24 protein-coding genes are annotated in these 26,382 nt (G+C 74.0%); 8 read left to right on the top strand and 16 right to left on the bottom strand.

All coding sequences use genetic code 11. From position 1 onward, the window contains the following. Nucleotides 1-128: 128 nt before the first annotated feature. From pheT to infC, 7 genes are all read right to left on the bottom strand, one after another. Nucleotides 129-2,651, bottom strand: coding sequence for a phenylalanine--tRNA ligase subunit beta (gene pheT / locus LG395_RS23555; RefSeq protein ID WP_225811108.1), 2,523 nt, complete (start codon nt 2,649-2,651; stop codon nt 129-131). Beyond that, nucleotides 2,651-3,772 carry a phenylalanine--tRNA ligase subunit alpha gene (pheS, locus tag LG395_RS23550; RefSeq protein ID WP_171157991.1) on the bottom strand — a complete coding sequence of 374 codons (1,122 nt, stop codon included), beginning with the start codon at nt 3,770-3,772 and terminating at the stop codon, nt 2,651-2,653. The genes pheT and pheS overlap by 1 nt, the downstream gene beginning before the upstream one ends. Nucleotides 3,773-3,924: 152 nt before the next feature. Beyond that, nucleotides 3,925-5,055 carry a sensor histidine kinase gene (locus LG395_RS23545; protein WP_225811107.1) on the bottom strand — a complete coding sequence of 377 codons (1,131 nt, stop codon included), beginning with the start codon at nt 5,053-5,055 and terminating at the stop codon, nt 3,925-3,927. Between the two features lie 50 nt (nt 5,056-5,105). Further along, a complete protein-coding gene (locus tag LG395_RS23540; protein ID WP_171157986.1) occupies nt 5,106-5,966 on the bottom strand; it encodes a TrmH family RNA methyltransferase in 861 nt (286 codons plus the stop codon). Nucleotides 5,967-6,159: 193 nt separating this feature from the next. Then, nucleotides 6,160-6,543: a 50S ribosomal protein L20 gene (gene rplT, locus LG395_RS23535; RefSeq protein ID WP_006141703.1), complete on the bottom strand. Its 384-nt coding sequence runs from the start codon at nt 6,541-6,543 to the stop codon at nt 6,160-6,162. 96 nt (nt 6,544-6,639) lie between these two features. Next, nucleotides 6,640-6,834 carry a 50S ribosomal protein L35 gene (gene rpmI, locus LG395_RS23530; RefSeq protein WP_004933563.1) on the bottom strand — a complete coding sequence of 65 codons (195 nt, stop codon included), beginning with the start codon at nt 6,832-6,834 and terminating at the stop codon, nt 6,640-6,642. Between the two features lie 123 nt (nt 6,835-6,957). After that, a complete protein-coding gene (infC, locus tag LG395_RS23525) occupies nt 6,958-7,620 on the bottom strand; it encodes a translation initiation factor IF-3 (protein WP_132786483.1) in 663 nt (220 codons plus the stop codon). A 340-nt stretch (nt 7,621-7,960) separates the two neighbouring features. Between infC and LG395_RS23520 the strand changes: the two genes are divergently transcribed. Next, nucleotides 7,961-8,326 (top strand): DUF1844 domain-containing protein, encoded by a 366-nt coding sequence (locus LG395_RS23520; RefSeq protein WP_171157984.1) that lies wholly within the window; start codon nt 7,961-7,963, stop codon nt 8,324-8,326. Between the two features lie 31 nt (nt 8,327-8,357). Here the strand turns inward: LG395_RS23520 and LG395_RS23515 are convergent, their stop codons facing one another. Beyond that, a complete protein-coding gene (locus tag LG395_RS23515; RefSeq protein WP_171157982.1) occupies nt 8,358-9,089 on the bottom strand; it encodes an SseB family protein in 732 nt (243 codons plus the stop codon). A gap of 138 nt (nt 9,090-9,227) precedes the next feature. Here LG395_RS23515 and LG395_RS23510 point away from each other — a divergent pair, with 138 nt between their 5' ends. Continuing rightward, complete coding sequence (locus LG395_RS23510) at nt 9,228-10,178, top strand: serine hydrolase (protein WP_225811106.1); 951 nt, start codon at nt 9,228-9,230, stop codon at nt 10,176-10,178. A 492-nt stretch (nt 10,179-10,670) separates the two neighbouring features. On the opposite strand, the gene mycP is transcribed toward LG395_RS23510, so the two are convergent. Continuing rightward, nucleotides 10,671-11,870 (bottom strand): type VII secretion-associated serine protease mycosin, encoded by a 1,200-nt coding sequence (mycP, locus tag LG395_RS23505; protein WP_225811105.1) that lies wholly within the window; start codon nt 11,868-11,870, stop codon nt 10,671-10,673. Continuing rightward, on the bottom strand, nt 11,867-12,580 hold the full coding sequence (locus LG395_RS23500; protein WP_372463464.1) for a hypothetical protein: 714 nt from the start codon (nt 12,578-12,580) through the stop codon (nt 11,867-11,869). The genes mycP and LG395_RS23500 overlap by 4 nt, the downstream gene beginning before the upstream one ends. Nucleotides 12,581-14,269: 1,689 nt before the next feature. Between LG395_RS23500 and LG395_RS23495 the strand changes: the two genes are divergently transcribed. Further along, nucleotides 14,270-15,472, top strand: a complete 1,203-nt coding sequence (locus tag LG395_RS23495) for an amino acid deaminase/aldolase (protein WP_171157976.1) — start codon at nt 14,270-14,272, stop codon at nt 15,470-15,472. Between the two features lie 6 nt (nt 15,473-15,478). Here the strand turns inward: LG395_RS23495 and LG395_RS23490 are convergent, their stop codons facing one another. From LG395_RS23490 to LG395_RS23480, 3 genes are read right to left on the bottom strand one after another with little or no spacing between them, the layout of a single operon-like run. Then, entirely contained in the window at nt 15,479-16,261 is a 783-nt protein-coding gene (locus tag LG395_RS23490) for a 3-oxoacyl-ACP reductase (protein ID WP_171160139.1), read from the bottom strand. 11 nt (nt 16,262-16,272) lie between these two features. Then, complete coding sequence (locus LG395_RS23485; protein ID WP_171157974.1) at nt 16,273-17,646, bottom strand: aldehyde dehydrogenase family protein; 1,374 nt, start codon at nt 17,644-17,646, stop codon at nt 16,273-16,275. A gap of 11 nt (nt 17,647-17,657) precedes the next feature. Next, entirely contained in the window at nt 17,658-19,016 is a 1,359-nt protein-coding gene (locus tag LG395_RS23480) for a glutamine synthetase family protein (RefSeq protein WP_225811103.1), read from the bottom strand. Between the two features lie 96 nt (nt 19,017-19,112). On the opposite strand from LG395_RS23480, the gene LG395_RS23475 reads away from it, so the two are divergent. Both LG395_RS23475 and LG395_RS23470 read left to right on the top strand, forming a co-directional pair. Further along, nucleotides 19,113-19,850: a FadR/GntR family transcriptional regulator gene (locus tag LG395_RS23475; RefSeq protein WP_171157970.1), complete on the top strand. Its 738-nt coding sequence runs from the start codon at nt 19,113-19,115 to the stop codon at nt 19,848-19,850. A gap of 64 nt (nt 19,851-19,914) precedes the next feature. Continuing rightward, a complete protein-coding gene (locus LG395_RS23470; RefSeq protein WP_225811102.1) occupies nt 19,915-20,601 on the top strand; it encodes a gamma-glutamyl-gamma-aminobutyrate hydrolase family protein in 687 nt (228 codons plus the stop codon). A gap of 69 nt (nt 20,602-20,670) precedes the next feature. On the opposite strand, the gene LG395_RS23465 is transcribed toward LG395_RS23470, so the two are convergent. Beyond that, nucleotides 20,671-21,588 (bottom strand): LysR family transcriptional regulator, encoded by a 918-nt coding sequence (locus LG395_RS23465; protein WP_225811101.1) that lies wholly within the window; start codon nt 21,586-21,588, stop codon nt 20,671-20,673. Nucleotides 21,589-21,658: 70 nt separating this feature from the next. On the opposite strand from LG395_RS23465, the gene LG395_RS23460 reads away from it, so the two are divergent. Then, nucleotides 21,659-22,816: a TDT family transporter gene (locus LG395_RS23460; RefSeq protein ID WP_225811100.1), complete on the top strand. Its 1,158-nt coding sequence runs from the start codon at nt 21,659-21,661 to the stop codon at nt 22,814-22,816. On the opposite strand, the gene LG395_RS23455 is transcribed toward LG395_RS23460, so the two are convergent. Both LG395_RS23455 and LG395_RS23450 read right to left on the bottom strand, forming a co-directional pair. Further along, nucleotides 22,728-23,453 (bottom strand): helical backbone metal receptor, encoded by a 726-nt coding sequence (locus LG395_RS23455; RefSeq protein ID WP_225811099.1) that lies wholly within the window; start codon nt 23,451-23,453, stop codon nt 22,728-22,730. The genes LG395_RS23460 and LG395_RS23455 overlap by 89 nt on opposite strands. Before the next feature lie 79 nt (nt 23,454-23,532). After that, a complete protein-coding gene (locus LG395_RS23450) occupies nt 23,533-24,105 on the bottom strand; it encodes a helix-turn-helix domain-containing protein (RefSeq protein ID WP_171157960.1) in 573 nt (190 codons plus the stop codon). A gap of 389 nt (nt 24,106-24,494) precedes the next feature. Between LG395_RS23450 and LG395_RS23445 the strand changes: the two genes are divergently transcribed. Together LG395_RS23445 and LG395_RS23440 are read left to right on the top strand one after the other, a co-directional pair. After that, on the top strand, nt 24,495-25,424 hold the full coding sequence (locus LG395_RS23445) for a 5'-3' exonuclease (protein ID WP_225811164.1): 930 nt from the start codon (nt 24,495-24,497) through the stop codon (nt 25,422-25,424). Between the two features lie 109 nt (nt 25,425-25,533). Then, nucleotides 25,534-26,382, top strand: a complete 849-nt coding sequence (locus LG395_RS23440; RefSeq protein WP_225811098.1) for a siderophore-interacting protein — start codon at nt 25,534-25,536, stop codon at nt 26,380-26,382.

Here is a 26,382-nt window from a genome sequence, read left to right as displayed (position 1 = left end):
ACCGGCCCCGAAAGGCCGGTCCGATTCTGTCGACGGCGTGACCCGGACGGGGAGGATCACCCTCACTTCCCACCCGAACGAGTGAGCTTCCGTCGGTCAACCCGCATTTATGCAGTTGGCGAGGGCGTTCAGCCCCGGAGCACCGCCCCGGTCCGCTCACCCGCGAGGGCGACCGCCGCGTCCCGCGCGGCCGAGGCCTCGTCCACGGTCAGCGTGCGGTCGGCGGCCCGGAACCGCAGCGCGTACGCGAGCGACTTGCGGCCCTCCCCGAGCTGGTCGGCGTTCTCGTACACGTCGAACAGCCGGATGGACTCCAGCAGTTCACCGGCACCCTCGCGCAGCGCCGCCTCGACCTCCGCGGCCGGTACCGGCTTGTCGACGACGAGGGCGACGTCCTGCGTGGCGACCGGGAACGTGGAGATGCCCGGCGCCTGCGGAACGCCGTCGCCCACCGCCTCCAGGGCGTCCAGGTCCAGCTCCATCGCGCACGTGCGCTCGGGCAGACCGAGGGCCTTGAGGACCCGCGGGTGCAGCTCGCCCGCGTGACCCACGACCCGCTCGCCGCCGTCGGCGACGACCACCAGCTCGGCGCACCGGCCGGGGTGCCACGGACCGTACTGGCCCTTGCGGACGACCAGTTCGGCACCGGTTTCGCGGGCGACGGTACGCGCCGCCTCGACCGCGTCGGCCCAGTCGGCCGGACGGCCCTTGCCCCACCAGCCGGCCTGCTCGCGGGCGCCGGCGAGGACGACGGACACGTGCCGGGGCTGCTCGGGCAGCGCGGCGTTCAGCGCGGCGATCTCCTCGTCGGTGGGACGCCGGTCGACGGGCAGGTGCGTGGCGCCGTGCGACTCCTCGCGCGGCAGGAAGACCAGCCCGGTCTCGAACAGGGCGAGGTCGTGCGAGCCCCGGCCGTCGTTGCGCCGCAGGGCGCCGAGCAGGCCCGGCAGCAGCGTGGTGCGCAGCGCCGGCTCCTCGTCGCTGAGCGGGTTGACCAGCTTCACGACGCGGCGGGCCGGGTCACCGGCCTCCAGGCCGAGCTGGTCGAAGACCTGCTCGCTGACGAACGGGTAGTTCGGCGCCTCGACGTAGCCCGCGCCGGCCAGCGCCCGGCCGACCCGGCGGTGCAGCCGCTGGCGGTGGGTCAGACCGCGGCCCGAGGGCAGCCTGGGCAGCGTGGAGGGCAGGTTCTCGTAGCCCTCCAGACGGATGACCTCTTCGGCCAGGTCGTTCGGGTCGGCCAGGTCGGGACGCCAGGACGGCACGGTGACCAGCAGCTCGTCCTGCCCGTACACGTCGCAGCCGACCTGCTGGAGACGGCGTACGACCGTCTCGCGGCCGTAGTCGACGCCCGCGACCTTGTCCGGGTGGCCGGCCGGGAGGGTGATGGTGTGCGGGGCCGAGGGCGCGATGATCTCGGTGACACCGGCCTCCGCCGTACCGCCCGCGAGGAGGACCAGCAGGTCCACCGTGCGCTGTGCGGCGGCAGCGGCGGCCTGCGGGTCGACGCCCCGCTCGAAGCGGCGGGACGCCTCGGAGAGCAGCTTGTGACGGCGGGCCGTCCGGGCGATGGAGACGGCGTCGAAGTGCGCGGCCTCGATGACCACGTCCGTCGTGCCGTTGACGCCGTCCTCGGTCACCTCGTGGTCGGCGATCTCCGTGTTGGCGCCGCCCATCACCCCGGCGAGGCCGATGGGGCCGCGCTCGTCGGTGATGACCAGGTCCTCGGCGTGCAGCGTGCGCTCGACGCCGTCGAGGGTGACGAGCTTCTCGCCCTCCTGCGCGCGGCGCACGCCGATCGTGCCCTGGACCAGGGACCGGTCGTAGGCGTGCAGCGGCTGGCCCAGCTCCATCATCACGTAGTTCGTGACGTCGACGGCGAGCGAGATCGGGCGCATGCCGACCTTCTGGAGCCGGCGCTGGAGCCAGATCGGGGAGCGTGCCTCGGGGCGCAGGCCGGTGACCGTGCGCGCGGTGAAGCGGTCGCAGCCGAACGGGTCGGAGACCTGGACCGGGTAGCCGTAGGCGTTCGGCGCCGGGACGTCGATCAGGGCGGGGTCGCGCAGCGGCAGGCCGTAGGCGATGGCGGTCTCGCGCGCGACACCGCGGATGGACAGGCAGTCGCCGCGGTTGGCGGTGACGGCGATGTCCAGCACCTCGTCGACCAGCTCCAGCAGCTCGATGGCGTCCTTGCCGACCTCGGTCTCCGGCGGCAGCACGATGATGCCGTGGGTGCCGTCGTCGCCCATGCCCAGCTCGTCGCTGGAGCAGATCATGCCGTGGGACGTCCTGCCGTAGGTCTTGCGGGCGGCGATGGAGAAGCCGCCGGGCAGCGTGGCGCCGGGAAGGACCACGACGACCTTGTCGCCGACCTGGAAGTTGCGGGCGCCGCAGACGATCTCCTGGGGCTCGCCCGTGCCGTTGGCCTGGCCGACGTCGACGGTGCAGAAGCGGATCGGCTTCTTGAAGCCCTCCAGCTCCTCGATGGTCAGCACCTGGCCGACGACCAGGGGGCCCTTGAGGTCGGCGCCGAGCTGCTCGACCGTCTCGACCTCCAGACCGGCCGAAATGAGCTTGGCCTGGACGTCACGGCCGGTCTCGGTCGCCGGCAGGTCGACGTACTCCCGCAGCCAAGAAAGCGGGACCCGCATCAGATCTCCATCCCGAACGGCCGGGTGAACCGGACGTCACCCTCGACCATGTCTCGCATGTCCTCGACGTTGTGGCGGAACATCAGCATCCGCTCGATGCCGAACCCGAAGGCGAAGCCGCTGTACTTCTCCGGGTCGACGCCGCAGGCGGTGAGCACCCGCGGGTTGACCATGCCGCAGCCGCCCAGCTCGATCCAGCCCTCGCTGGAGCAGGTGCGGCAGGGCCGGTCGGGGTTGCCGACGGACTCGCCCTTGCAGACGTAGCAGAGCATGTCCATCTCGGCGCTCGGCTCGGTGAAGGGGAAGAAGTTCGGCCGCAGCCGGGTCTTCATGCCCTCGCCGAACAGCGACTGGACCATGTGGTCCAGGGTCCCCTTGAGATCGGCCATGGTCAGGCCCTCGTCCACGGCGAGCAGCTCGACCTGGTGGAAGACGGGCGTGTGCGTGGCGTCCAGCTCGTCGGTGCGGTACACGCGGCCCGGGCAGATCACGTAGACCGGCGGCTCGCGGTCGAGCAGGGAGCGGATCTGGACCGGCGAGGTGTGGGTGCGCAGCACGACACCGGAGTCGGCGCCGCCGTCGGGCCCCTGGACGAAGAAGGTGTCGGCCTCACCGCGCGCCGGGTGGTCCGGGCCGATGTTCAGGGCGTCGAAGTTGAACCACTCCGCCTCGACCTGGGGACCCTCGGCGACCTCGTAGCCCATGGCCACGAAGATGTCCTCGATGCGCTCGGAGAGCGTGGTCAGCGGGTGGCGGGCACCGGCCGGGACGCGGTCGTAGGGCAGCGTGACGTCGACGTCCTCCTCGACCAGCACGCGGGCGTCCCGCTCGGCCTCCAGTTCGGCCTGGCGGGCGGCGAGGGCCTTGTTCACGGCGCCGCGCGCCATGCCGACGCGCTTGCCGGCCTCGGCCTTGGCGTGCGGGGGCAGCGCGCCGATCTCGCGGTTGGCGAGGGCCAGCGGGGAGGCGGGGCCGGTGTGGGCGACCTTGGCCTCGTGCAGCGCGTCGAGGGAGTCCGCGGCGGCGAAGGCGGCGAGCGCCTCGTCCCGCATGCGCTCGATCTCTTCCGGTTTCAACGCCTCGACCTCGACAGGGTCGTACGACTTATTGGGTGCCGACATCTCTTCCCGTGCTTCCGATTGTCCCCCAGCTGACGCTGGGAGGTGCCCCCTGGCGGATGGTCCCCGTGACCGGCGTAGAGGGCCGTGCAGGACACAAAGGTGCCAAAGGCCGAGTCTAACGGGGTGGACGTAGACGAATGGCCCGTGGGCCGCTAGGCGAGATACGCCGGCGCGCTCACGGGCAACGTAAATCGGAACTCGGCGCCGCCGCCGGCGGCCCGGCCGACCGTGATCGTGCCGCCGTGGGCCTCCACGATGCCCTTGACGATGTACAGCCCAAGGCCCGTGCCGCCGCGCTTGCTGCCCCTCCAGAAACGGGTGAAGACGCGGTTCATGGACTCCTCCGGGATGCCGGGCCCCTCGTCGCTCACGGTGACCGACGTGCCGGTTTCCTCGCCCTCGCGCGGGGACGGCTTGGGCGTGACGTCAATGGTGACGGTTCCCTCGCCGTGCCGCACGGCATTTTCGATGAGGTTGCTGAGCACCTGGTCGATCTTGTCGGGGTCGGCCCACAGGGCGGGCAGCGGCTGCTCGATCCGCAGCAGGAACCGGTCGGCGGGCTGGCCGGCGGCGACGTAGGCCTGGATGTGCCGGGAGACGGCGGCCCCGATGTCGACGGGCTGGCGGCGCACCTCCAGCCGCCCGGAGTCGATCCGGGAGATGTCCAGCAGCTCGGCGATCAGACGGGTGACACGGTCCGCGTCGGCGTCGACGGTCTCGAGCATGAGGCGCTTCTGGTCGTCGGTGAAGCGTTCCCACTTGGCGAGCAGGGTGGCGGTGAAGCCCTTCACGGAGGTCAGCGGGGAGCGCAGCTCGTGGGCGACGGTGGCGATCAGCTCGGCGTGGCTGCGCTCGGTGCGGCGGCGGGCCTCGGTGTCCCGGAGGGAGACGACCACGCTGCGCACCGGCCCGAGCGGCGCGTCGCGCACGTAGCGGGCGGAGACGAGGACCTCACGGCCGCCGGGCAGCAGCAGGTTGCGCTCCGGCTGCCGGACCCGGATGGCGAGCCCGCCGTAGGGATCGGTGAGCTGCCACCAGCGGCGCCCCTCCAGGTCCTCCAGTGGCAGCGCCTTGTCCAGCATCTGTCCGAGGGCGTCGGCGGGCCGCACCGCGGTGATCCGTGCGGCGGCGGCGTTGAAGCAGGTCACTCGGCCGTGTGCGTCGGCGACGACGAGGCCGTCGGGCAGCTGATCGGGATCGACGCCGGAGCCGGCGCACCGGGACGCGGGCGCGCCCCGCGCGTCCCGTCCTTCCGGCGCGGCGCTCGTGCCGGCCACACTCATCCCCGTACCCCACCTCTCAGACGGCGCAGGGCCTCGCGCTGGTCACCCTACTAGCTCTCGGTGACGGAGCGGCACCCTCCGGAGGCGCGCTGTGCACGGGCCGACGCGTAGAGACATACGGCGGCGGCGGTGGCGAGGTTCAGGCTCTCGGCCTTCCCGTGGATCGGGACGCGTACGACGGCGTCGGCGAGGGCGCGGGTCTCCTCGGGCAGCCCCCAGGCCTCGTTCCCGAACACCCAGGCGGTCGGCCCGCCCATGGTGCCCCGGTCCAGTTCCTCGTCCAGGTCGCGGTCGCCGGCCCCGTCCGCGGCCAGGACGCGCACCCCGGCCTCTCGCAGCGCGGCCACGGCCCGCTCGACGGGGACGCCGACGGCCACGGGCAGGTGGAAGTGCGAGCCGACGGAGGCCCTCACGGCCTTGGGGTTGTACAGGTCCACGGAGGCGTCGGTGAGGACGACGGCCTCGGCACCGGCCGCGTCGGCGCAGCGCAGCACGGTGCCGGCGTTGCCGGGGTCCCGCACGTGCGCCAGCACGGCGACCAGCGTGGGCCGGGCGGCGAGGATGTCCTCGAACGGGGTGTCGAGGAACCGGCAGACCCCGACCAGGCCCTGCGGGGTCACGGTGGTGGAGATGTCGGCGATGACCTCTTCGGAGGCCAGGTGCACCCGGGCACCGGCGTCGCGGGCCGCGCCGATGATGTCGGCGTACCGCTCCGCGGCCTCCACGGTCGCGAACAGCTCCACGAGGGTGGGGACGCCGTCGGCCCGGTGTCCGGCCGCCTCCCGGACGGCCTGCGGCCCTTCGGCCAGGAACAGCCGGTCCTTGCCCCGCAAGTTCCGCCGGGCGAGCCGCCGGGCGGCGGAGACACGGGCGGACCGGGGCGAGATGAGCTCAGGGGTGGCGGGGGGCATCCTCGTACTTTCGCAAACTCGTGGCGCCCCCGAAGGGGCGCGGGGCTCTGTCGATGTGCGGCTCCGCCGCGTGGGCGCGACCAGCCCCCGCCGGCTGTCGGCGAAACGACCGCCGAGGGGCCCAACGACAGGACCCGCAAGCCATACAGCCTGCGGGTCCTCCAGTGAGCGTCGGCTCAGAGCCGGCGCGGCGTCACGCGGCCTTGGGCGCGTTCACGTCCGACGGCAGCGCCTTCTGCGCGACCTCGACGAGCGCCGCGAAGGCGTTCGCGTCGTTCACGGCCAGCTCGGCCAGGATCTTGCGGTCGACCTCGACGTTCGCGGCCTTCAGACCCTGGATGAAGCGGTTGTAGGTGATGCCGTTGGCGCGGGCAGCGGCGTTGATGCGCTGGATCCACAGCTGACGGAAGTCGCCCTTGCGCTTCTTGCGGTCGTTGTAGTTGTAGACCAGCGAGTGGGTGACCTGCTCCTTGGCCTTGCGGTACAGGCGCGAACGCTGACCGCGGTAGCCGGAGGCCTGCTCGAGGATCGCCCGGCGCTTCTTGTGGGCGTTGACTGCCCGCTTGACGCGTGCCACTTGTTAACTCCTTGTAGCGGGGTCGTGGTGGTCCTCACACGACCCGGAATCGATTCGGTCCCGGTCCCGACGCACGGCGCTCAGCGCGCCGCCGCGTCACTTGCCGAGAAGCTTCTTGATCTTCGCGGCGTCGCCCGGGGCCATCTCGGCGTTGCCGGTGAGGCGACGCGTGACGCGGGACGACTTGTGCTCGAGCAGGTGGCGCTTGCCGGCGCGCTCACGGAGCACCTTGCCGGAGCCGGTGACCTTGAAGCGCTTGCTGGCACCGCTGTGCGACTTGTTCTTCGGCATAGCGCCGTTATCTCCTCGTCGGTGGCGCTCCGGTGCCCGGTCGTGAAACCGGGCACTGTGGAGCGTCGCTCTCATCTTTCGGTTACATCCTCGGGGACGTACGGGGACGTACATCCCCCGGGATCACGCCTCGGCCGGCTCCTCGGACGGCGCCGCGGCCTCGGCAGGGTTCTGCGACTTGCCGGGGTTCGCCTTCGCCTCGGCCTTGCGGGCCTCCTGCGCCTGGCGGGCCTCGGCCATCGCCTCGGTCTTCTTCTTGTGCGGACCGAGGACCATGATCATGTTCCGGCCGTCCTGCTTCGGGTTCGACTCCACGAAACCGAGGTCCTGGACGTCCTCCGCGAGCCGCTGCAGCAGTCGGTAGCCCAGCTCGGGGCGGGACTGCTCGCGACCACGGAACATGATCGTGATCTTGACCTTGTCGCCCTGCTTGAGGAACCGGACGACGTGACCCTTCTTGGTGTCATAGTCGTGCGGGTCGATCTTCGGCCGGAGCTTCATCTCCTTGATGACCGTGTGCGCCTGGTTCTTGCGCGCCTCACGGGCCTTCATGGCCGACTCGTACTTGAACTTCCCGTAGTCCATGAGCTTGCACACGGGCGGACGGGCGTTCGCCGCGACCTCGACCAGGTCCAGGTCGTACTCCTGCGCAAGCTCCAGTGCCTTCGCGAGCGGCACGATGCCGACCTGCTCGCCACTGGGACCGACAAGTCGCACCTCGGGAACGCGAATCCGGTCGTTGATGCGGGGCTCGGCGCTGATGGATCCTCCTCGGTAGCACCACACGGCGGTCTGGCGGACAGCCGCGTAACGTCTCTTTTCGTGAGACCTAACCGCGCCGAAGCATAAAAAATGCCCCGGACGATCACAGGCGGGGCTCCAAACGACCGGAGCACCGCCGCGATGCCGCGGGGCGCGCTTTCGGGCGACTCCATCGTCCGTACGGAACGATGGCGGCCGCCTGACCGGGTGACCCGCCGTCCCGGGGGACGGTCGGGTGGGAGATCGGAGCCTCCACTTGTGGGCCGGACACAATCAGGTCCAGCCGGTCGTTCTCCAGATTAGCAGGATCGCTTGACAAGGGCGAATTCAGGGGCGCCGGGCGCGACCACCTATGGTGTGGGGCATGAGTGACACCCCTGCCGGGTCTTCCGAGGCCCCCGACTTCGACGCGATGACCCGGGACATCGCCGAGGTCCCCGCCGTCGAGGTGATCGTGACGGTCGCCGTCAACCTGATGAGCGCCGCCGCCGTGAAGCTCGGGCTCAGCGAGGAGGGCGAGAAGTACAAGGACCTGGACGAGGCCCGCAAGCTGATCACCGGGCTCGCCGGTCTGCTGGACGCGAGCGCGACCGAGATCAGCTCCTTCCACGCGGCCCCGCTGCGCGACGGACTGAAGTCGCTCCAGCTGGCGTTCCGCGAGGCGTCGATCGTCCCGGACGAGCCGGGCCAGGGGCCGGGCGAGAAGTACACCGGCCCGGTCTACGGCTGACCCGCTCCGCCCGGACCGGCCCGCGGCCGTCCTACTCCTTCACGTACAGGGGCTCGCCCGGAGGCGTGGTCCCGGCCGGCAGCAGTGCCAGGTCGAGACCGCGCACCAGGCGGGCCCGCAGTGTCTCGTCGGCCGCCAGCCGCTCGGCGACCGCACGGGCGGCCTCGGCGGGCGGCGCGGCCGGGTCGAGGACGAGGGCGAGGGTGCCGTCGGCCTGGCCGGGACCGAGGTGGGCGCGCAGCACGGCGGGCTCCGCCGCCACCGCCGTACGGACGGCCTCCACCACGGCCGGGTCGGCGAGCGGGTCGGTGCTGGTGCGGCCCTCGGCGAGGGCGAGCAGCGCCGGGCCGGTCAGCTCGAAGGGCACGGGTCCGGCGAGGTCGAGCACCACCGTGTCGGCCTTCTCGTGCGCGGCGGCCTGAAGGGCCTGGTGCAGGGGGACCGCGACCGGGCGGGCCGCGGGGTCCCAGCGGGCGAGGGATTCGGTGGAGGTGAAGGCGGGCAGCGCGGTGCGGTCGCCGGCCTTCAGGGTGGGTACGGCCATGTCGCTGGTCTTCTCGCGGCGCAGGCCGTTGTCGTCCTCCTCCACCTCGCCGAGCACGGCGACGACGGGGACCAGCAGGCGGGCGCCCCGGAGCGCCTCCAGGACGGGCCCGAGGGCGCTGCGGTCCTCGGCCCAGGCGGCCAGCGCCGCGCTCAGCCGGGGGTCGGCGGAGCCGTCGTCGTCGGAGAAGCCGGGGTCGGGGATGTTCTTGTTCGCCACGGTCCCCGACCCTATAGGGGGCGGGCTGCCGGGCTCGTCCGGGGCCGGGGCGCCGGCGTCAGCGCGTTCACAGGAATCCTGACCCGGCTCCCAGCTCCGTCCGACAGGGCGCACAGCCACCGCCCCGAGCATCGCGGCATGGAGTCCTTCGGAGCCCGCCGTGGCCGCCGCGCGCGCCCGCCCCGGCGCCGTGCCTCACTGCGCGCCGCCCTCGCCCTCGTCGCCGTGGCCGGGGTCACCGCCGGCGGAACGGTCTACGTGAAGGGCCGGGCACGTCCCGCCGCCGTGGCCGTATCGTCGGCGGCGGCGCCCACGGTCACCGCCTCGGCCGGGGCCGGAGAGGAGGCGTCCGTGCGGGAGCCCGCGACAGCGGACCGGAGCGCCCTGCTGAGCGCCGCCATGGCGCAGGTCGAGGTGCCGCCGGGCGCGCGGGTGTCGGCGGCGGTGCTGGCGCCGCGGTCCGGGGAGAGCGCCGTGTACGGCGACGCCTCCTTCGACACGGCGAGCATCGTCAAGGTCGACATCCTGGCCGCGCTGCTGCTCCAGGCGCAGGACGCCGGCCGGCGGCTGACGGCGCCGGAACGGGCGTACGCCACGAAGATGATCGAGAACAGCGACAACGCGTCCGCGACGGCGCTGTGGCGCACGATCGGGCGGGCCGCCGGGCTGGACGCGGCGAACGCGCGCTTCGGGCTGACGGAGACCTCCGGCGGGGAGGGTGGGCTGTGGGGGCTGACGCGGACCACCGCGGCGGACCAACTGGTCCTCCTCCAGCAGGTGTTCGGGGAGCGCTCGAAGCTGAGCGCGGCCTCGCGGACATATCTCCAGGGTCTGATGAAGTCCGTCGAGCCGGACCAGCGGTGGGGCGTGTCGGCCGCCGCCGAGGGCACCTCCTGGGCACTGAAGAACGGCTGGCTGCCGCGCGGCACGACGGGGTTGTGGGACGTCAACAGCATCGGCCGGGTGACGGTGGACGGGACCGACTACCTGGTGGCGGTGCTGTCCGACGGCACGGCGAGCCAGGCGCGGGGCATCACGTTGGTGGAGGCGGCGGCGAAGGCGGCGGTGGGGGTGTTCGGCGACGCATGACCCGTCGCGTCCGGCCGCAAAAGAACAGGCGACGGTGCATCAGATGATCTAGTGTGCACGGGACTTGACCATGAGCAGGCCGGACGTCCGCGATGTCCTCACCGGGCCGGCGTCCGGCCGCGGGAGGAGCCTGGTGCCTCCCGTACGCCCCACTCGCCGATCCCTCCTGACCGGTGGCCGGGCCGATCGAGCCCGAGCCGGTGGGTGCCGTGGAGCTGCACCTGGTCGACCGGTCGCGGACCGAACCCCGCTCGGGCCCGGGAGAGCCGCGTGAGCTGATGGTGACCGTGCACCACCCGGCCGCCGGCGTACAAGGGCACGCGCCGCTGCCGTGGCTGCCGTCCGGTGCCGAACGGGCGGTGAAGGCCCGCTTCGGCGGCGCGGTGGACGGCTACGCGCCGCCGTGGACGCACAGCGCGGACGGGGCGCCGGCCAGGCCGGGCCGCCGGCCGGTGCTGCTGTACTCGCCGGGCTGCACCGCGGACCGCACGTTCAACACCCTCGTCTGCGGCCCCGCCACAGGATCACCCCGGCCACCAGCAGGACACCGCCCGCGCCGCCCGCGAGCGGTGCCGCCCAGTCGGAGGGGCCGCTCGTGGACCTGGGGGTGTCCGGGCCGGCGCCGAAGTACTTCTCGCCGTAGGACGCGGGCCGCAGGTCCCGGGGCTGGACGCGGGCGGCCGCCCTGAGGGCCGCCGCCGGGTCGATCATGCCGAAGCCCCGGGAGTCGTCCCGGCCGCCGACCGGGGCGTCCCGGGCGGTGTCCTCCAGCAGCTTCTTGATCTGGGCCGGGGCGAGGCCGGGGTGGGCGGCCCGGATCAGGGCCGCCGCGCCGGAGACGAAGGCCGAGGCGGCGCTCGTGCCCCAGCCCGCGTAGTACTTGTGGTCGGGGTCGGCGATGACGACGTCGACGCCGGGCGCGCTCACGGCCGCGTACCAGCGGCGGGTGGAGAAGGCGGCGCGGGTGCCGTACTTGTCCACGGCGGTCGCGGCGATGACGCCCGGGTAGGCGGCCGGGTAGGAGACGTGGTCGCCCTTGTCGCCGCCGTTGCCCGCGGAGGCGACGACGACCACGCCCTTCTTCAGGGCGTACTGCACCGCCTCGTCCTCGCCGGGTTCGGGATGGGCCGAGTTCGAGTCGTCGCCGAGGGAGAGGTTGATGACGTCGGCGCCGTGGTCGGCGGCCCAGCGAATGCCGTCGGCGAGGGCGTTGCCCCGGGTGGTGCGGGCCTTGGCGCGGGCGGGGTCACCGTCCTCCAGGATCACCCGGACCGGCAGGATCTTCGCCTCGGGGGCGACGCCGACGACGCCGTCGGTGCGGCCGGGGCCGTGGCCGTGCCCGGCGATGATCCCGGCCATGGCGGTGCCGTGCCGGGCCCAGGTGCGGTCGCCGGGGCCGGAGCCGAAGCCGATCATGTCCTTGTCGGGCAGGACGTTGCCGGCGAGGTCCGGGTGGCCGGCCTCGACGCCGGTGTCCAGGACGGCGACGGTGACGCCGCGGCCCTTGGTGGTCCGCCAGGCCTCGTCCAGGTGGAGGGCGGTGAGGCCCCACTGCTGGGCGCGGATGGCGTCGGCGTGGGCGGCGGCGGACGGCAGCAGGGCGAGGGGGACGGCGAGCAGCAGGCTCAGCGCCGCCTGGGCGGCGTGCCTGACGGTGTTGTGCTGGGCGGCGGGCTCGGCCGCGTGCTTCATGAGGGCTTCTCCGTGGCCGTGCCGATGGTCTTGCGCAGGCGCCGTTCGACGCGGTCGGCCAGGCCCTGGGCCTCGTTGCCGAGGCCGGCCTGGGCCGGTGCCGTGGTCGCGCCGGAGTGGACGGCGTCCGCGGCGGGCTGGGGGGTGTCGACGGTACGGCCGTCGGCCCAGCCGGAGACGGCGTAGGCGACGACGGGGGCGTCGGTGAGCACGGAGACGGTCCACGACGCCCGCTGCCGGTCGCCGAACCCGGCGGCGGGCGTGCCGGCGGCGGCGTACGGCCGGGGCATCAGATCGGCGCGGCTGTCGAGGTGTTCGTCGCGGAAGCGGGCGGCGAGCGCGGACATCGCGGCGGGGTCGGCCTTGGTGAAGAGCAGTCCGACGGTGGTGACGTAGGTCTGGGTGGCGTCGGTGTAGGTGGCGCGCAGCAGCCGCTGGCAGCCGACGGGGGCGAGGGCCTTGTGCAGCAGCGGGTCGAAGGCGTGCGCGCAGTCGCCGTCCCGGGCGACGGCGATCCGGGTCCAGGTGCGGTCGGCGCCACCGGGGCCCGCGCCCGTTCCCTGGACGGTGGGCGGGAACAGGTCGTTCACGGGCACGCTGTGCCAGAGGGTGCGGGCGGTGCCGAAGGCGTTCCGGGCGCCGTCCGTGCCGCTGTCCCCGGTGAGCCAGCTCCCGGTCAGGGCACCGCCGATGAGGCCGAGTCCGAGCACGACGCAGGCAGCGGCGGCGACGGTGCGGGCCCCGACACGGGGACGCGTCCGCTCCCCGAACCGTTCGGGCTCGCCGAACGACACGAACGGCCGCCCGTCGCTTCCGGCGCCCCAGGACTGAGCGGGGTCGGGCGCGGGACGCACGGGGTGAGCGGGCCCGAGGGGACTCCAGCCCCCGGTCCCCGCCCGGTCGTCCCCCCGCCCGGGCGCCGGAACGACACCGGCACGAGCGCCGTCCGCCGGTCCGACGCCACCCCTGCGGGGCGCTCGGGACGGCCCCGGCGCAGGCACCCCGCCGGTACGGGCGTCACTCGCCTCCCCCGGCGCGAACACACCGGCACGCGGACCGCCGGCCTGCCCGGACACGCCGCCCCCGCGAGGGGCCTCCGCCTGCCCCGGCGCAGGCACCCCGCCGGTACGGGCGTCACTCGCCTCCCCCGGCGCGAACACACCGGCACGCGGACCACCCGGCTGCCCGGCCACGCCGTCCACCTGGACGGGGTCCGTCGGGTCGGGCGTCGGCACGCCATCGGTGCGGGGCGTCGCTGCCCGTCCCGGCGCCGGCACGCCCCGAGTTCGGAGGCCTCCCGCCTGACCGGGAGCGGACAGGCCACCGGTACGGGGACTGGTACGGGGACCGGTACGGGGCTGCTCCGCCGGTCCCGACGCGGGCATACCGCTCGTGCGAGGGGCCTCTGCGTGCCCCGGTGCCGGTGCGTCAGCCGTGCGGGGACGCTCCGCCTGACCGGGCGCGGACACGTCGGCGGTACGGCGGGCGCCGGGCGCGCCCACGGAGCCGGCCGGAGCCGAACCGGTGGGCGCGGTGGGGGCCGGGCCGGGGTGTCCGGGGCCGGATGACGGGCTACGCGGGGAATCCGGCGTACGCGACGGCACCGGCGGAGTCGGGGACACCGGCGCCGGTGAGGTCGCCGGGCGGATCGGGCGCAGCCGTGCCGTCGTCTCCGACGGGGTTCCGGCCGGGGTGCCCCGTCCCGCGGGCTCCCTGCCCGGGCGGAACCGGACCGTGTCGGTCTCCGTGGCCGTCTCCGCCGGGGTCACCGTCTCCGCCGGTGTCACCGAACCCACCGGAGCCGCCGAACCCACCGAGGTTCCCGAAGCCGTCGGACCCGGCGGAGCGGGTGTGCCGGTGGGGGTCGCGTTCGGCGGGCTGTCGGGGAACCGGGCCGAGGCGGGCGGTGGGGGCGGGCTCAGGGGGGCGGAGGCCTCGGGTACGGCCGAGGGGCGCGGGCGGTGGGCGTGCGGGACCGCTTCGGCTGCGGGCCGCCCACCGCGCGGGGTGAAGACCGACGGCTCCTCGTCGGGGTCCTCGTCCGGCCGCGCCGGCGGGCGCTGGGCCGGGGGCCCCGGCGGAGTCGACGGGCGTCGCGGGACCGGGGCGTGGCGGGCTCCCGTGCTCATGCACCCCCCGTTTCCTCGTGCCCGGGCCGTCTCCTCGTACGCGGGCCGTTCTGCTGCTCGGCCGCGCCCGGTGTGGAAGCTCCTCCCGGGCACGCATACCCGTACGGCCGGACGGGCATCCCGGTTCACCTGGTGACCGGGCGCGTTCCGCCGTACGTGCGCGTCACTCTACGGGTTGTCCGGGAGAGAGGGAGAACCAGTCCACGAGCCCGGGGCATCTGCCCGGAACGTCCCCTACCCTGCGGTAATCGTGTCTGGCACGCTTCCGTCATGACTGCGCGCGCCGCCGACCGGGCCCGTTACGACCGGGCCACCGCCCATCTCGACGCCCCTCTCGCGATCGTGGACCTGGACGCCTTCGACGCCAACGCGGACGACCTGGTCCGCCGCGCCGGAGGCAAGCCCGTGCGGGTCGCCAGCAAGTCGGTCCGCTGCCGGGCCCTGCTGGAACGCGTCCTGGCCAGGGACGGCTTCCAGGGCGTCATGTCGTTCACCCTGGACGAGTCGCTGTGGCTCGCGCGTTCGGGGTTCGAGGACATCCTGCTGGCCTATCCGTCGGCGGACCGGGCCGGTTTCGCGGAGCTGGCCGCCGACCCCAAGCTCGCCGGTGCCGTCACCGTGATGATCGACGATCCGGCGCAGCTCGCTCTCATCGACGCGGCGCGCGAGGGCGGACGTGAAGTGGTGCGGGTCTGCCTGGAGTTGGACACCTCGCTGCGGCTGCTGGGCGGGCGGGTCCGGGTCGGGGCACGGCGTTCGCCGCTGCACTCCCCCGCCCAACTCGCCGAGCTGGCCCGGTCCGTGGCCCGGCGGCCGGGCTTCCGGCTGGTGGGGATCATGGCGTACGAGGGGCACATCGCCGGGGTCGGGGACGCGGTCGCCGGGCGGCCCCTGCGCTCGCGGGCGATCCGGCTGATGCAGGCCACCGCCCGGCGGGAGCTGGCCGAGCGGCGGGCCGCGGTCGTCCGGGCGGTCCGGGCGGTCGCCCCGGACCTGGAGTTCGTCAACGGCGGCGGCACCGGCAGCGTGCAGCACACCGCCGCCGAGGACGCGGTGACCGAGATCGCGGCCGGCTCGGGGCTGTACGTGCCGCGCCTGTTCGACAACTACACGTCCTTCTCCGCCCGTCCGGCCGCCCTCTTCGCGCAGCCGGTGGTCCGGCGGCCCGGCGTGGGCGTCGTCACCGTGCTCGGCGGCGGCTACCCGGCCTCCGGCGCCGCCGGCCCCGACCGGCTGCCGGTGCCGTACCTGCCGGAGGGGCTGCGCTACGACCCGCAGGAGGGCCCCGGCGAGGTGCAGACCCCGCTGCTCGGCTCGCCCGCCGACGATCTGCTCATCGGCGACAAGGTCTGGTTCCGTCACGCCAAGGCGGGCGAGCTGTGCGAGCGGTTCGACACCCTGCACCTGGTGGAGGGGGACACGGTGACGGCTGCCGTGCCCACCTACCGGGGCGAGGGGCGGACGTTCCTCTGAGCCGCCCTACAGGGGCGTGACGTACGCGCCGGCGATCCCGCCGTCCACCAGGAAGTCGGTGGCGTTGACGAAGGAGGAGTCGTCGCTGGCCAGGAAGGCGACGGCGGCGGCGATCTCCTCCGCCTCGGCGAACCGGCCGAGCGGGATGTGGACGAGCCGGCGCGCGGCCCGCTCCGGGTCCTTGGCGAACAGCTCCTGCAGCAGCGGGGTGTTGACGGGGCCGGGGCACAGCGCGTTGACCCGGATGCCCTCCCGGGCGAACTGCACGCCCAGCTCGCGGGACATGGCGAGGACGCCGCCCTTGGAGGCCGTGTAGGAGATCTGGGACGTGGCCGCGCCCATCCGCGCCACGAAGGACGCGGTGTTGATGATGGAGCCCCGGCCCTGGCGGCGCATGTAGGGGAGGGCGGCCTTGCAGCACAGGTAGACGGAGGTGAGGTTGACCTCCTGGACCCGCTTCCAGGCCTCCAGCCCGGTCTGCAGGATGGAGTCGTCGTCGGGCGGGGAGATGCCGGCGTTGTTGAAGGCGACGTCGACGCTGCCGTAGGTGTCGTACGCGGCCTTGAACAGCGCCTCGACCTGCTCGGGGTCGGTGACGTCGGTCTTCACGAAGAGCCCGCCGACCTCGTCGGCGGCGGCCTTGCCGCGCGTCTCGTCGACGTCGGCGCAGACGACGTGGGCGCCCTCGGAGGCGAGGCGTCGGGCGCTGGCCAGTCCGATGCCGCTGCCGGCTCCGGTGACGACGGCGGTACGGCCGGACAGGCGGCGGCAGACATGGTTGTCGGTCACGCTGTTGTCGTTCACGGTGCGGGGACCTCCGTGCTGAGGAAGACGTTCTTGGTCTGGGTGAAGGCGGCCAGGGCGTCGGGGCCGAGTTCCCGGCCGAGGCCGGACTGCTTGTAGCCGCCGAACGGGGTCCAGTAGCGGACGCTGGAGTGGGAGTTGACGGACAGGTTGCCCGCGCGGACGGCCTGGGACACGCGCAGGGCTCGGCCCAGGTCCCGGGTCCAGATGGAGCCGGACAGGCCGTAGGGGGTGTCGTTGGCGAGGCGGATCGCATCCTGCTCGTCGGTGAAGGGCAGCAGGACGGCGACCGGGCCGAAGATCTCCTCGCGGGCCGCCGGGCTGTCGTGCCGCTCACCGGTGAGCACGGTCGGCGGGAACCAGAAGCCGGGGCCGTCGGGGGCCTTGCCGCGCAGGGCCGGGGCGTCGTCGGGGACGTAGGACCGTACGCGCTCCCGTTGCCGGCCGGAGATGAGCGGGCCCATCTGGGTCCGCTCGTCGGCCGGGTCGCCCACGACCACGGCGGCCAGCGCGTCGGCGAGGAGGGCGCGGGCCTCGTCCAGCACCGTCTCCTGGACCAGGACGCGGGTGCGGGCGCAGCAGTCCTGGCCGGCGTTGTCCAGGAAGGAGAAGGGGTCGAGGGCGGCCTGGAGGTCGGCGTCGGCGAAGACGACGTTGGGGCTCTTGCCGCCGAGTTCGAGGGTGACCGGCTTGACCAGGCGGGCGCAGCGCTCCATGACCTCGCGGCCAGTGCGGGTGGAGCCGGTGAACACGATCTTGGCGACGTCCGGGTGGTCGACCAGGGCGCGTCCGGCGGTGTCGCCGTGGCCGGGCAGCACCTGGAAGAGGTGCTCGGGCAGGCCCGCCTCCAGGGCCAGTCCGGCGAGGCGGAGCGCCGTGAGCGGGGTGGTCTCGGCGGGCTTGAGCAGGACCGCGTTCCCGGCCGCGAGCGCCGGGAAGGACCCCCAGGCGGCGATCGGCATGGGGAAGTTCCAGGGGGCGATGACGCCGACGACGCCCAGCGGTTCCTGGAAGGTGACGTCCCAGCCACCGGGGACCGGGATCTGCCTGCCGGTGAGGCGTTCGGCGCCGCCGGCGGCGTAGAGGAGCAGGTCGCGGGCGTTGCCGGCCTCCCAGCGGGCGTTCGCGACGGTGTGGCCGGCCTCGCGGACCTCCAGTTGGGCGAGTTCCTCGGTGTGGGCGTCGACCACGTCGGCGAAGCGGCGCAGCAGCCGGGCCCGGTCGGCGGGGGCGACGGCGGCCCAGCGGGTCTGGGCGCGGGCGGCGCGGGCGACGGCGGTGTCCACGTCCCCGGCGGTGGCGGCGGGGACGGTGGCGACGATCTCCTCGGTAGCGGGGTCGAGGACGGTCAGCTCGTTCGGGTCGGGCACGGGGTGACCTTTCACAGGCGTTCGAAGGAGCGGCGCAGCTCCCAGTCGGTGACCGCGGCGTCGAAGGCCTCCTGCTCGACGCGCGCCATGTTGCGGTAGTGGGCGACGACCTCGTCGCCGAACGCCGCCGCGGCGATCGGGCTGTTCTCCCACAGCTCGGCGGCCTCGCGCAGGGTGGTCGGCACCTGCGCGTAGTCGGCGGTGTAGGCGTTGCCGGGGCAGGGCTCGGGCAGCTGGAGCTTGTGCTCGATGCCGTACAGGCCGGCCGCGACGAGCCCCGCGACGGCGAGGTGGGGGTTCACGTCGCCGCCGGGGAGGCGGTTCTCGAAGCGCAGGGAGCGGCCGTGCCCGACGACGCGCAGGGCGCAGGTGCGGTTGTCGTGGCCCCAGGCGACGGCGGTGGGGGCGAAGGAGCCCGGCTGGAACCGCTTGTAGGAGTTGATGTTGGGGGCGTACAGCAGGGAGAAGTCGCGCAGCGCGGCGAGCTGTCCGGCGAGGAAGTGCCGCATCACCTCGGACATGCCGTCGGGTCCGGCCATCGCGTTGGTGCCGTCGGCGTCGGCGAGCGAGAGGTGGATGTGGCAGGAGTTGCCCTCGCGCTCGTTGTACTTGGCCATGAAGGTGATCGAGACGCCCTCCTGGGCGGCGATCTCCTTGGCGCCGGTCTTGTACAGGGCGTGCTGGTCGCAGGTGCGCAGGGCCTCGTCGTAGCGGAAGACGATCTCGTGCTGGCCGGGGTTGCACTCGCCCTTGGCGGACTCGACGGTGAGGCCGGCGCCGGCCATGTCGTTGCGCAGCCGGCGCAGCAGGGGTTCGATGCGGCCGGTGCCGAGGACGGAGTAGTCGATGTTGTACTGGTTGGCCGGGGTCAGGCCCCGGTAGTTCGCGTCCCAGGCCTGCTCGTAGCTGTCCTTGAAGACGATGAACTCCAGCTCGGTGCCGACCTGGGCGGTGTAGCCGTGCTCGGCGAGCCGCTGGAGCTGGCGGCGCAGGATCTGGCGGGGGGCGGCGGCGACCGGGGAGCCGTCGTTCCAGGCGAGGTCGGCGATGAGGAGCGCGGTGCCGGGGTGCCAGGGGACGCGGCGCAGGGTGGACGGGTCGGGGTGCATCGCGAAGTCGCCGTAGCCGCGTTCCCAGGAGGACATCGCGTAGCCGTCGACGGTGTTCATCTCGGTGTCCACGGCGAGCAGGTAGTTGCAGCCCTCGGTGCCGTGGTGCAGGACCTCGTCGAGGAAGAAGCGGGCGGCGAACCGCTTGCCCTGGAGGCGTCCCTGCATGTCGGGGAAGGCCAGGACGACGGTGTCGATCTCGCCGCTCGCGACCAGGGCGTGCAGTTCCTCGACGCTGAGCGGGGGTGTGCGGTCTGCCACGGGGAAGCCTCCTTGGGCGCCGTCGCGCTTCTTCGGCCGGGCCGGGAGCCATAAGGTATGGCTGCGGACCATTGCTTGGGAAGGGGGTGCGCCCGGATGTCGCGGGAGACGGACGTGCGAGGGGTGGGCGACCGGCTCGCCCCGGTGCTGCGGCCGGTGCGGGCGGGCAACGGCTTCGAGGAGGCCCTGGAGCAGATACTCCAGGTCGTCCGGCTCGGGCTGGTGCCGGCGGGCGAGCGGCTCCCGGCCGAGCGGGAGCTGGCGGAGCGGCTCGGGATCAGCCGGGTGACGCTGCGCGAGGTGCTGAAGGTGCTCCAGGACCAGGGCCTGGTGGAGGCGCGGCGCGGGCGGTACGGCGGAACGTTTGTGCTGCCCCGGCCGGACGGGGGCGGCGAGGACGGGCTGCGGCGCCGGATGGCCGAGGTCGACATCGAGGACGTGCTGCGTTTCCGTGAGGTGCTGGAGGTGGGCGCGGCCGGGCTGTGCGCGGCGCACGGGCTGACGCCGGAGCGGGCACGGCGGCTGCGGGAGGCGCTGGACCGCACGCACGAGGCCCCGCTGACGGACTGTCGCCGGGCGGACACGCTGCTGCACCTGACGCTGGCCGAGCTGTGCGGCTCGCCGTCGCTGACCGCGCAGTACGCGGCGGTCCGGGCCACGGTCAACGACCTGCTGGACCGCATCCCGCTGCTGGTGCGCAACCTGGAGCACTCCCAGCGCCAGCACACCGCGCTGGTGGAGGCGGTGCTGGACGGGGACGCGGACGGGGCGCGGGAGATCGCGCGTGAGCACTGCGCGGGTACGGCGGCGCTGCTGCGGGGTTTCCTGGCGTGAGGCCGCCCTGGACAGGCATTCCGGAAAGGTTCTCCACTGAACCTTTGAAAGCGAGGAGGGCAGCATGGCCGTACGGCCGCTGATCGGTGTGAGCACGTACCTGGAGTCCGGCGCGCGCTGGGGGGTGTGGGAGCTGGACGCGGTACTGCTGCCGGCCGGCTATCCACGGCTGGTGCAGCGGGCCGGCGGGCTGGCCGCGCTGCTGCCGCCGGACGCGCCGGAGCACGCCGGGGCGGCGGTGGCCCGGCTCGACGGGCTGGTCGTCGCGGGCGGCCCGGACGTCGACCCGGCCCGGTACGGCGCCGAGCGTTCGCCGCGCACGGGTCCGCCCGCGCCGGAGCGGGACGCCTGGGAGCTGGCGCTGATCGACGCGGCGCTGTCGGCGGGCGTGCCGCTGCTCGGGGTGTGCCGGGGCATGCAGCTGCTGAACGTGGCCCTCGGGGGCACCCTCGTCCAGCACCTGGACGGGCACGCCGAGGTGGTCGGCGCGTTCGGCGAGCACCCGGTGAAGCCGGTGCCGGGGACGTTGTACGCGGGCATCGTGCCGGAGGAGGTGACGGTGCCGACGTATCACCACCAGGCGGTGGAACGGCTCGGCGAGGGGCTGGTCCCGTCGGCCTACGCGGCGGACGGCACGGTGGAGGCCGTGGAGCTGCCGGCGGAGCGGGGCTGGGCCCTTGGGGTGCAGTGGCATCCGGAGATGGGCGAGGACCCGCGGGTGATGGCGGCGCTGGTCGCCGCGGCGGGCTGAGCGCCGTTCGGCCTTCGGCCGTGTGTTCCCCCGGGTCGGCGGGCGTGGACCGCGCACTCGTGGGCCGTGTCAGCCCCGGGTCAGGGACAGCAGTTCCCGGGCCGGGCCCGTGGGGCGATGGCCCGTCGGCCATACCGCTCTCAGGTCGCGGCGCAGGGAGACGCCCTCGACCGGGATGCTGACCAGGCGCCGCATCCCGAGCTCCTCCCCCACCGCGAGTTCGCTGAGGACGGACGGGCCCGCCCCGCTGACCGCGGACGCCTTCACCGCCGTCGTGGAGGACAGCTCGATCAACGGGCGGGCCAGGCCGCCGAGAGCCGCGTCCAGGACCTGACGGGTTCCGGAGCCCCGCTCCCTGAGGATGAGCGGGGTCGCGGCCAGTTCCGCCGCCGTCAGGGGCCGCCGGCGGCGGGCCCACGGGTGGGCGGGCGCGGTGACGACGATCAGCCGGTCGCGGGCGATGACCGTGGAGTCCAGTCCCGTGGGCACGGTCAGCCCCTCCACGAAGCCCAGGTCCGCCTCGCCGGCCAGCAGGAGTTCCGCGACCTTCGCCGAGTTCCCGGCGAGCAGCGAGACCGCCGTGTCGGGCCGTCCGGCGTGCAGCGCGAGGAGCCAGCCGGGCAGCAGGTACTCGGCGATGGTCATGCTCGCCGCGACCCGCAGCCGTGAGTCCCGCCGGTCCTGCAGCGCCCGCGCGCCCGCGTCGAAGGCCGCCGCCGCCTCCACGACCCGCCGGGCCCAGTCCGTGACCAGGGCGCCGGCGTCGGTGAGCCGGGAGCCGCGCGGCGAGCGGTCGACCAGCGCCACGCCCAGCTGCCGTTCCATGGAGCGGATGCGGCTGCTGGCGGCCGGCTGGGTGATGCCGACCTCGCGCGCCGCCGCGCCGAGACTGCCCAGCCGCGCCACCGCGAGCAGCAGTTCCAGCGCGGCGAGGTCCGGCACCCGATGCGCCAGCGACTGTGTGTGTCGCCCCTTCGCCTCGCTCATAAGACCAGCTTATGCCCTCATAGACCCGTGACCGCTGGTCCCGCGGGCCCGCCGGCAGGATCTTGGACGCATGGTCACCGCAGCCCAGCCCCTGCCCCCCGTCCGCGCCGCCCGGCTCCGGCACCTGGGCCCGAACTGGTACGCCTGCGTGATGGGCACCGCGATCGTCGGCACGGCCGGGGCCGCGCTGTCCGGCCCGGCGCCCGTGGCGCGCGGTGTCCTCGCGGCCGTCTGGGCGCTGTCCCTGCTCCTGCTGACGGCCCTGCTGACCGCCCGGGCCCTGCACTGGAGGCACCACCGCGACCAGGCCCGCGCCCATCTCCTCGACCCGGCCGTGGCCCCCTTCTACGGCTGCCTGGCCATGGCGCTGCTCGCGGTGGGCGCCGGCGCGCCGACGGCCGGCCGGGAGCTGATCGGCACGCGTGCGGCCGTCGCGCTGGACGCCGTGCTGTTCACCGCCGGTACGGCGGTCGGGCTCGGGGCCGCCGTGGCCGTGCCGTACCTGATGGCCGTGCGGCACCGGGTCGGCGCCGGACAGGCCTCCCCGGTGTGGCTGCTGCCGCTGGTGGCGCCCATGGTGTCGGCCTCGGCCGGTCCGCCCCTGGTGCACCGTCTGCCGCCGGGGCAGCCCCGGGCGACCCTGCTGCTGGCCTGCCTCGCGCTGTCCGGGATGAGCCTGCTGGCCGTGCTGCTGACGCTGCCGCTGGTCTTCGCCCGGCTGATCACCACGGGACCGCTGCCGCTCGCGCTGACCCCGGCCCTGTTCCTGGTCCTCGGCCCGCTCGGGCAGTCCACCACGGCCGTCGGGCTGATCGCGGACGCCGCTCCGGGCGTCGTCGCGGCCCCCTACGACCGCGGCCTCGCCGTCCTCTCGGTGCTGTACGGGGTGCCCGTCATGGGGTTCGCGCTGCTGTGGCTGGCGCTGGCCACCGCGCACGTGGTGCGGGCCGGGCGGCGGGGCATGGGCTTCACGATGACCTGGTGGGCGTTCACCTTCCCGGTGGGGACCTGTGTCACCGGGGCCGCCACGCTCGCCCGGCACACCGGTCTCGCGGTGTACGACGCCCTGGCGGCCGGGCTGTACGGCGTCCTGGTGGCGGCCTGGCTCGCGGCCGCCCGCGGCACCGTGCGCGGCCTGCTCAGCGGCGCGCTGCTCCCAGCGCCCCGGCGAGCACCCGCGGCGCCTCCGTCAGGGACGGGCCGTACCAGGTCAGATGCCGTCCGCTGACCAGGGCGCAGGGCAGCCCCGGGAAGGCCTCCGGGCCGTCGTCGGCGGTGAAGCGGTAGGGCTCGTCGGGCAGGACCACCAGGTCGGGCCGCCGGGCGCGCAGCTCGTCGAGGGGGATGCGGGGATAGCGCTCCGGGTGGTGGGCGTACAGGTGGTCCACGCCGAGGCGGGCGAGGACGTCACCGGCGAAGGTGTCCCGCCCGAGGACCATCCAGGGGCGCCGCCAGACCGGTACGACCGCCGTCCTGCGCCGTGCCGGGTCCGGCAGGGCCGCCCAGGTCCGCTCCGCCTCGTCCAGCCAGCCCGGCCGGCCCGCCGCGCCGCACGCGGTGAGCACCCGGTCCAGCTCGGCGACGGCCTGCGGCACGCTGCGCACCTCGGTGACCAGCACGTCGAGACCGGCCGCGCGCAGGGCTTCGAGGTCGGGCGCGCGGTTCTCCTCCTCGTTGGCGAGCACCAGGTCCGGGCGGAGCCCGGTGATCCTCTCCACGTCCGGGTTCTTCGTACCGCCGATCCGGACGACGTCCAGCCCTGCCGGACGACTGCACCAGCCGGTCGCGCCGACGAGGGCTCCGGGGATCGTCCTCGCCACCGCCTCGGTCAGTGAGGGGACGAGGGAGACGACACGCGCCGGCACAGGGTGCGATGAGCCGCGCGACCGGCCGCGGCGCACCCGCGCACGCCCGTGGTCCGGCACCGCCTCGTCCGGCGGGCGCTCAGCGTGCCCGATCCTGCACCGCCTCGATGTGCTCCGCCACCGCCACCACGATCACCCTCGTGTCCGGCACGGTCGCCCGCCACCGGTGCCGCACCCCGCCCGTCAGATACAGCGTGTCGCCGCGTCCGAGCCGGTACGCGCGCCCCTCGGCCTCGATCTCCACCGCCCCGTCGGCGACGTACATCAGCTCGTCGTTGCGGTGCTGGAACTCGCGGCCGGCGTCGTGGTCGCCGGTGAACTCCGAGGCGTGCAGCTGGTGGTGGCCGCGCACGAGGGAGCGGGTACGGGGGTCGAAGTCGCCCTCGGCGACGGCCTCGGCGCGGACGACGTCCACGCTGGCGGCCGGGTCGGCGGCGGCGAGGAGTTCGACGGCCGTGGTGCGCAGGGCGTCGGCCAGCTTCTCCAGGGAGGTGCGGCTCGGGCGGGCCCGGTCGTTCTCGACCTGGCTGAGGAAGGGCACCGACAGGCCGCTGCGCTCGGCCACGACGGCGAGGGTCAGTTCCAGCGCACGACGGCGCCGCCGGACGGCCGCGCCCACCCGCACGGGCTGCTGCTCTTTGTGGTCGCCCATCGCTCCGGCTCCCTCCCTCGCTCGTCGTGTCGCCTGCCGGGTGCCCGTTGTGGGGCACACCTCTTCCGATGACTTCTCTGCACCCTACGCATGTTCGGCAAACCGTTTCACGTGGCTGTCACATCCCTGACACTTCCAGGTCTCCCGAACCTCACGGTTCGCGCCAGCGCCGGAGGGCCGGGGAGCACTCCCGGACCCGCTCGCCCCGGCGGATGAACATGCCGTCCAACTGGGCCGGGACTCCGGGCACGGGCCAGGGTTCCTCACACCGGGTGATTGGCCTGAAGCCGACTGTGGGCCGCGCCGGGCCGCGGCCGTCGAAGCGCACGGTGCCCGGCCGTGACGCACGCGTTCCGGGAGCGGGGCCGCTGTCGGTGCCGTGCGGCATGATGCGGGGCGTGACCGGACGACTCATGCTTCTCGACACCGCCTCGCTGTACTTCCGCGCCTACTTCGGCGTCCCGGACTCCGTCAGGGCACCGGACGGCACGCCCGTCAACGCGGTGCGCGGGCTGCTGGACTTCATCGACCGGCTGGTCAAGGACCACCGCCCGGAGCACCTGGTGGCCTGCATGGACGCCGACTGGCGCCCGCAGTGGCGGGTGGACCTCATCCCCGGCTACAAGGCGCACCGGGTCGCCGAGGAGCACGAGGGCACGCCGGACGAGGAGGAGGTGCCGGACACCCTCGCCCCGCAGGTGCCGGTGATCGAGGACGTGCTGGACGCGATCGGTATCGCCCGTGTCGGGGTCGCGGGGTACGAGGCCGACGACGTGATCGGCACGTTCACCGCCCGGGCCGGCGGCCCGGTGGACATCGTCACCGGCGACCGCGACCTGTACCAGCTCGTGGACGACGAGCGCCGGGTCCGGGTGCTGTACCCGGTGAAGGGCGTCGGCACGCTCCAGCTGACCGACGAGGCGGCACTGCGCGAGAAGTATGGCGTCGACGGGCGGGGGTACGCGGATCTGGCGCTGCTGCGCGGCGATCCGAGCGACGGACTGCCGGGCGTGGCCGGCATCGGCGAGAAGACGGCCGCGAAACTGCTCGCCGAGTTCGGCGACCTGGCCGGGATCATGGCGGCGGTCGACGACCCGCGGGCGAAGCTCACGCCGTCGCAGCGCAAGCGGCTCACCGAGGCCCGGCCGTATCTCGCGGTCGCGCCGAAGGTGGTGCGGGTCGCCGACGACGTGCCGCTGCCGGACGTCGGGACGGCCCTGCCGCGCACCCCGCACGACCCGGCGGCACTGGAGGCGCTGACGCACCGGTGGGGCCTCGGCGGTTCCTTGCAGCGGCTGCTGCACACGCTCGCGGAGTGAGCCCGGCCATCTTCCGGCAAAAGGACCCCATCGAACACTCGATCAGAGGTGTCGCAGCGACGCGAGGTGCTAGCTTAGGTAAACCTAACCAACCTTGCAGGAGGCCGTGATGGCAGAGCGTCCGGGACGAAAGCCGCGCAAGCCCCGCACCGCCCAGGTGGTGCGCACCGAGCGGCTGACCCCGCACATGCAGCGCGTGGTGCTCGGTGGCGAGGGCCTGGCCGGATTCGCCGCGGACACCTGTACCGACCACTATGTGAAGCTGCTGTTCGGCGCCGCCGGGGTCGTCTACCCGGAGCCCTTCGACCTGGAGCGGATCCGCGCCGAGTTCCCGCGCGAGCAGTGGCCGGTGACCCGGACCTACACCGTGCGCGCCTGGGACCCCGAACAGTGCGAGCTGACCCTGGACTTCGTGATCCACGGCGACGAGGGCCTGGCCGGCCCCTGGGCGCTGCGCGCACGCCCCGGCGAGACCGTGCGCTTCATGGGCCCCGGCGGCGCCTACGCGCCCGACCCCGAGGCCGACTGGCACCTGCTCGCCGGGGACGAGAGCGCGCTGCCCGCCATCGCCCGCGCCCTGGAGACGCTGCCCGCCGGTGCCCGTGCGCACGCGTTCGTCGAGGTCTCCGGGCCCGAGGAGGAGCAGAAGATCGACTCCGAGGTGCCGGTCGTCTGGCTGCACCGCGGGGACCGGCCGGTCGGCGAGGCCCTTCTGGAGGCCGTGCGCGGGCTGGAGTTCCCGCAGGGCCGGCCGCACGCCTTCGTGCACGGCGAGGCGGGCTTCGTGAAGGAGCTGCGCCGGCTGCTGCGGGTCGAGCGCCAGATCCCGCGCGAGGACCTGTCCATCTCCGGTTACTGGCGGCTCGGCCACAACGAGGACGGCTGGCAGGCCTGCAAGCGGGAGTGGAACGCCCGGATCGAGGCGGAGCAGGAGGGCGGCCCGGCGGCGGCTGCCTGA

The organism is Streptomyces spinosus (assembly GCF_020400655.1).
GTDB classification, from domain to species: domain Bacteria; phylum Actinomycetota; class Actinomycetes; order Streptomycetales; family Streptomycetaceae; genus Streptomyces; species Streptomyces argyrophylli.
The sequence above is the reverse complement of the archived record's forward strand: the minus strand, read 5'-3'. Positions and strand labels throughout refer to the sequence as shown.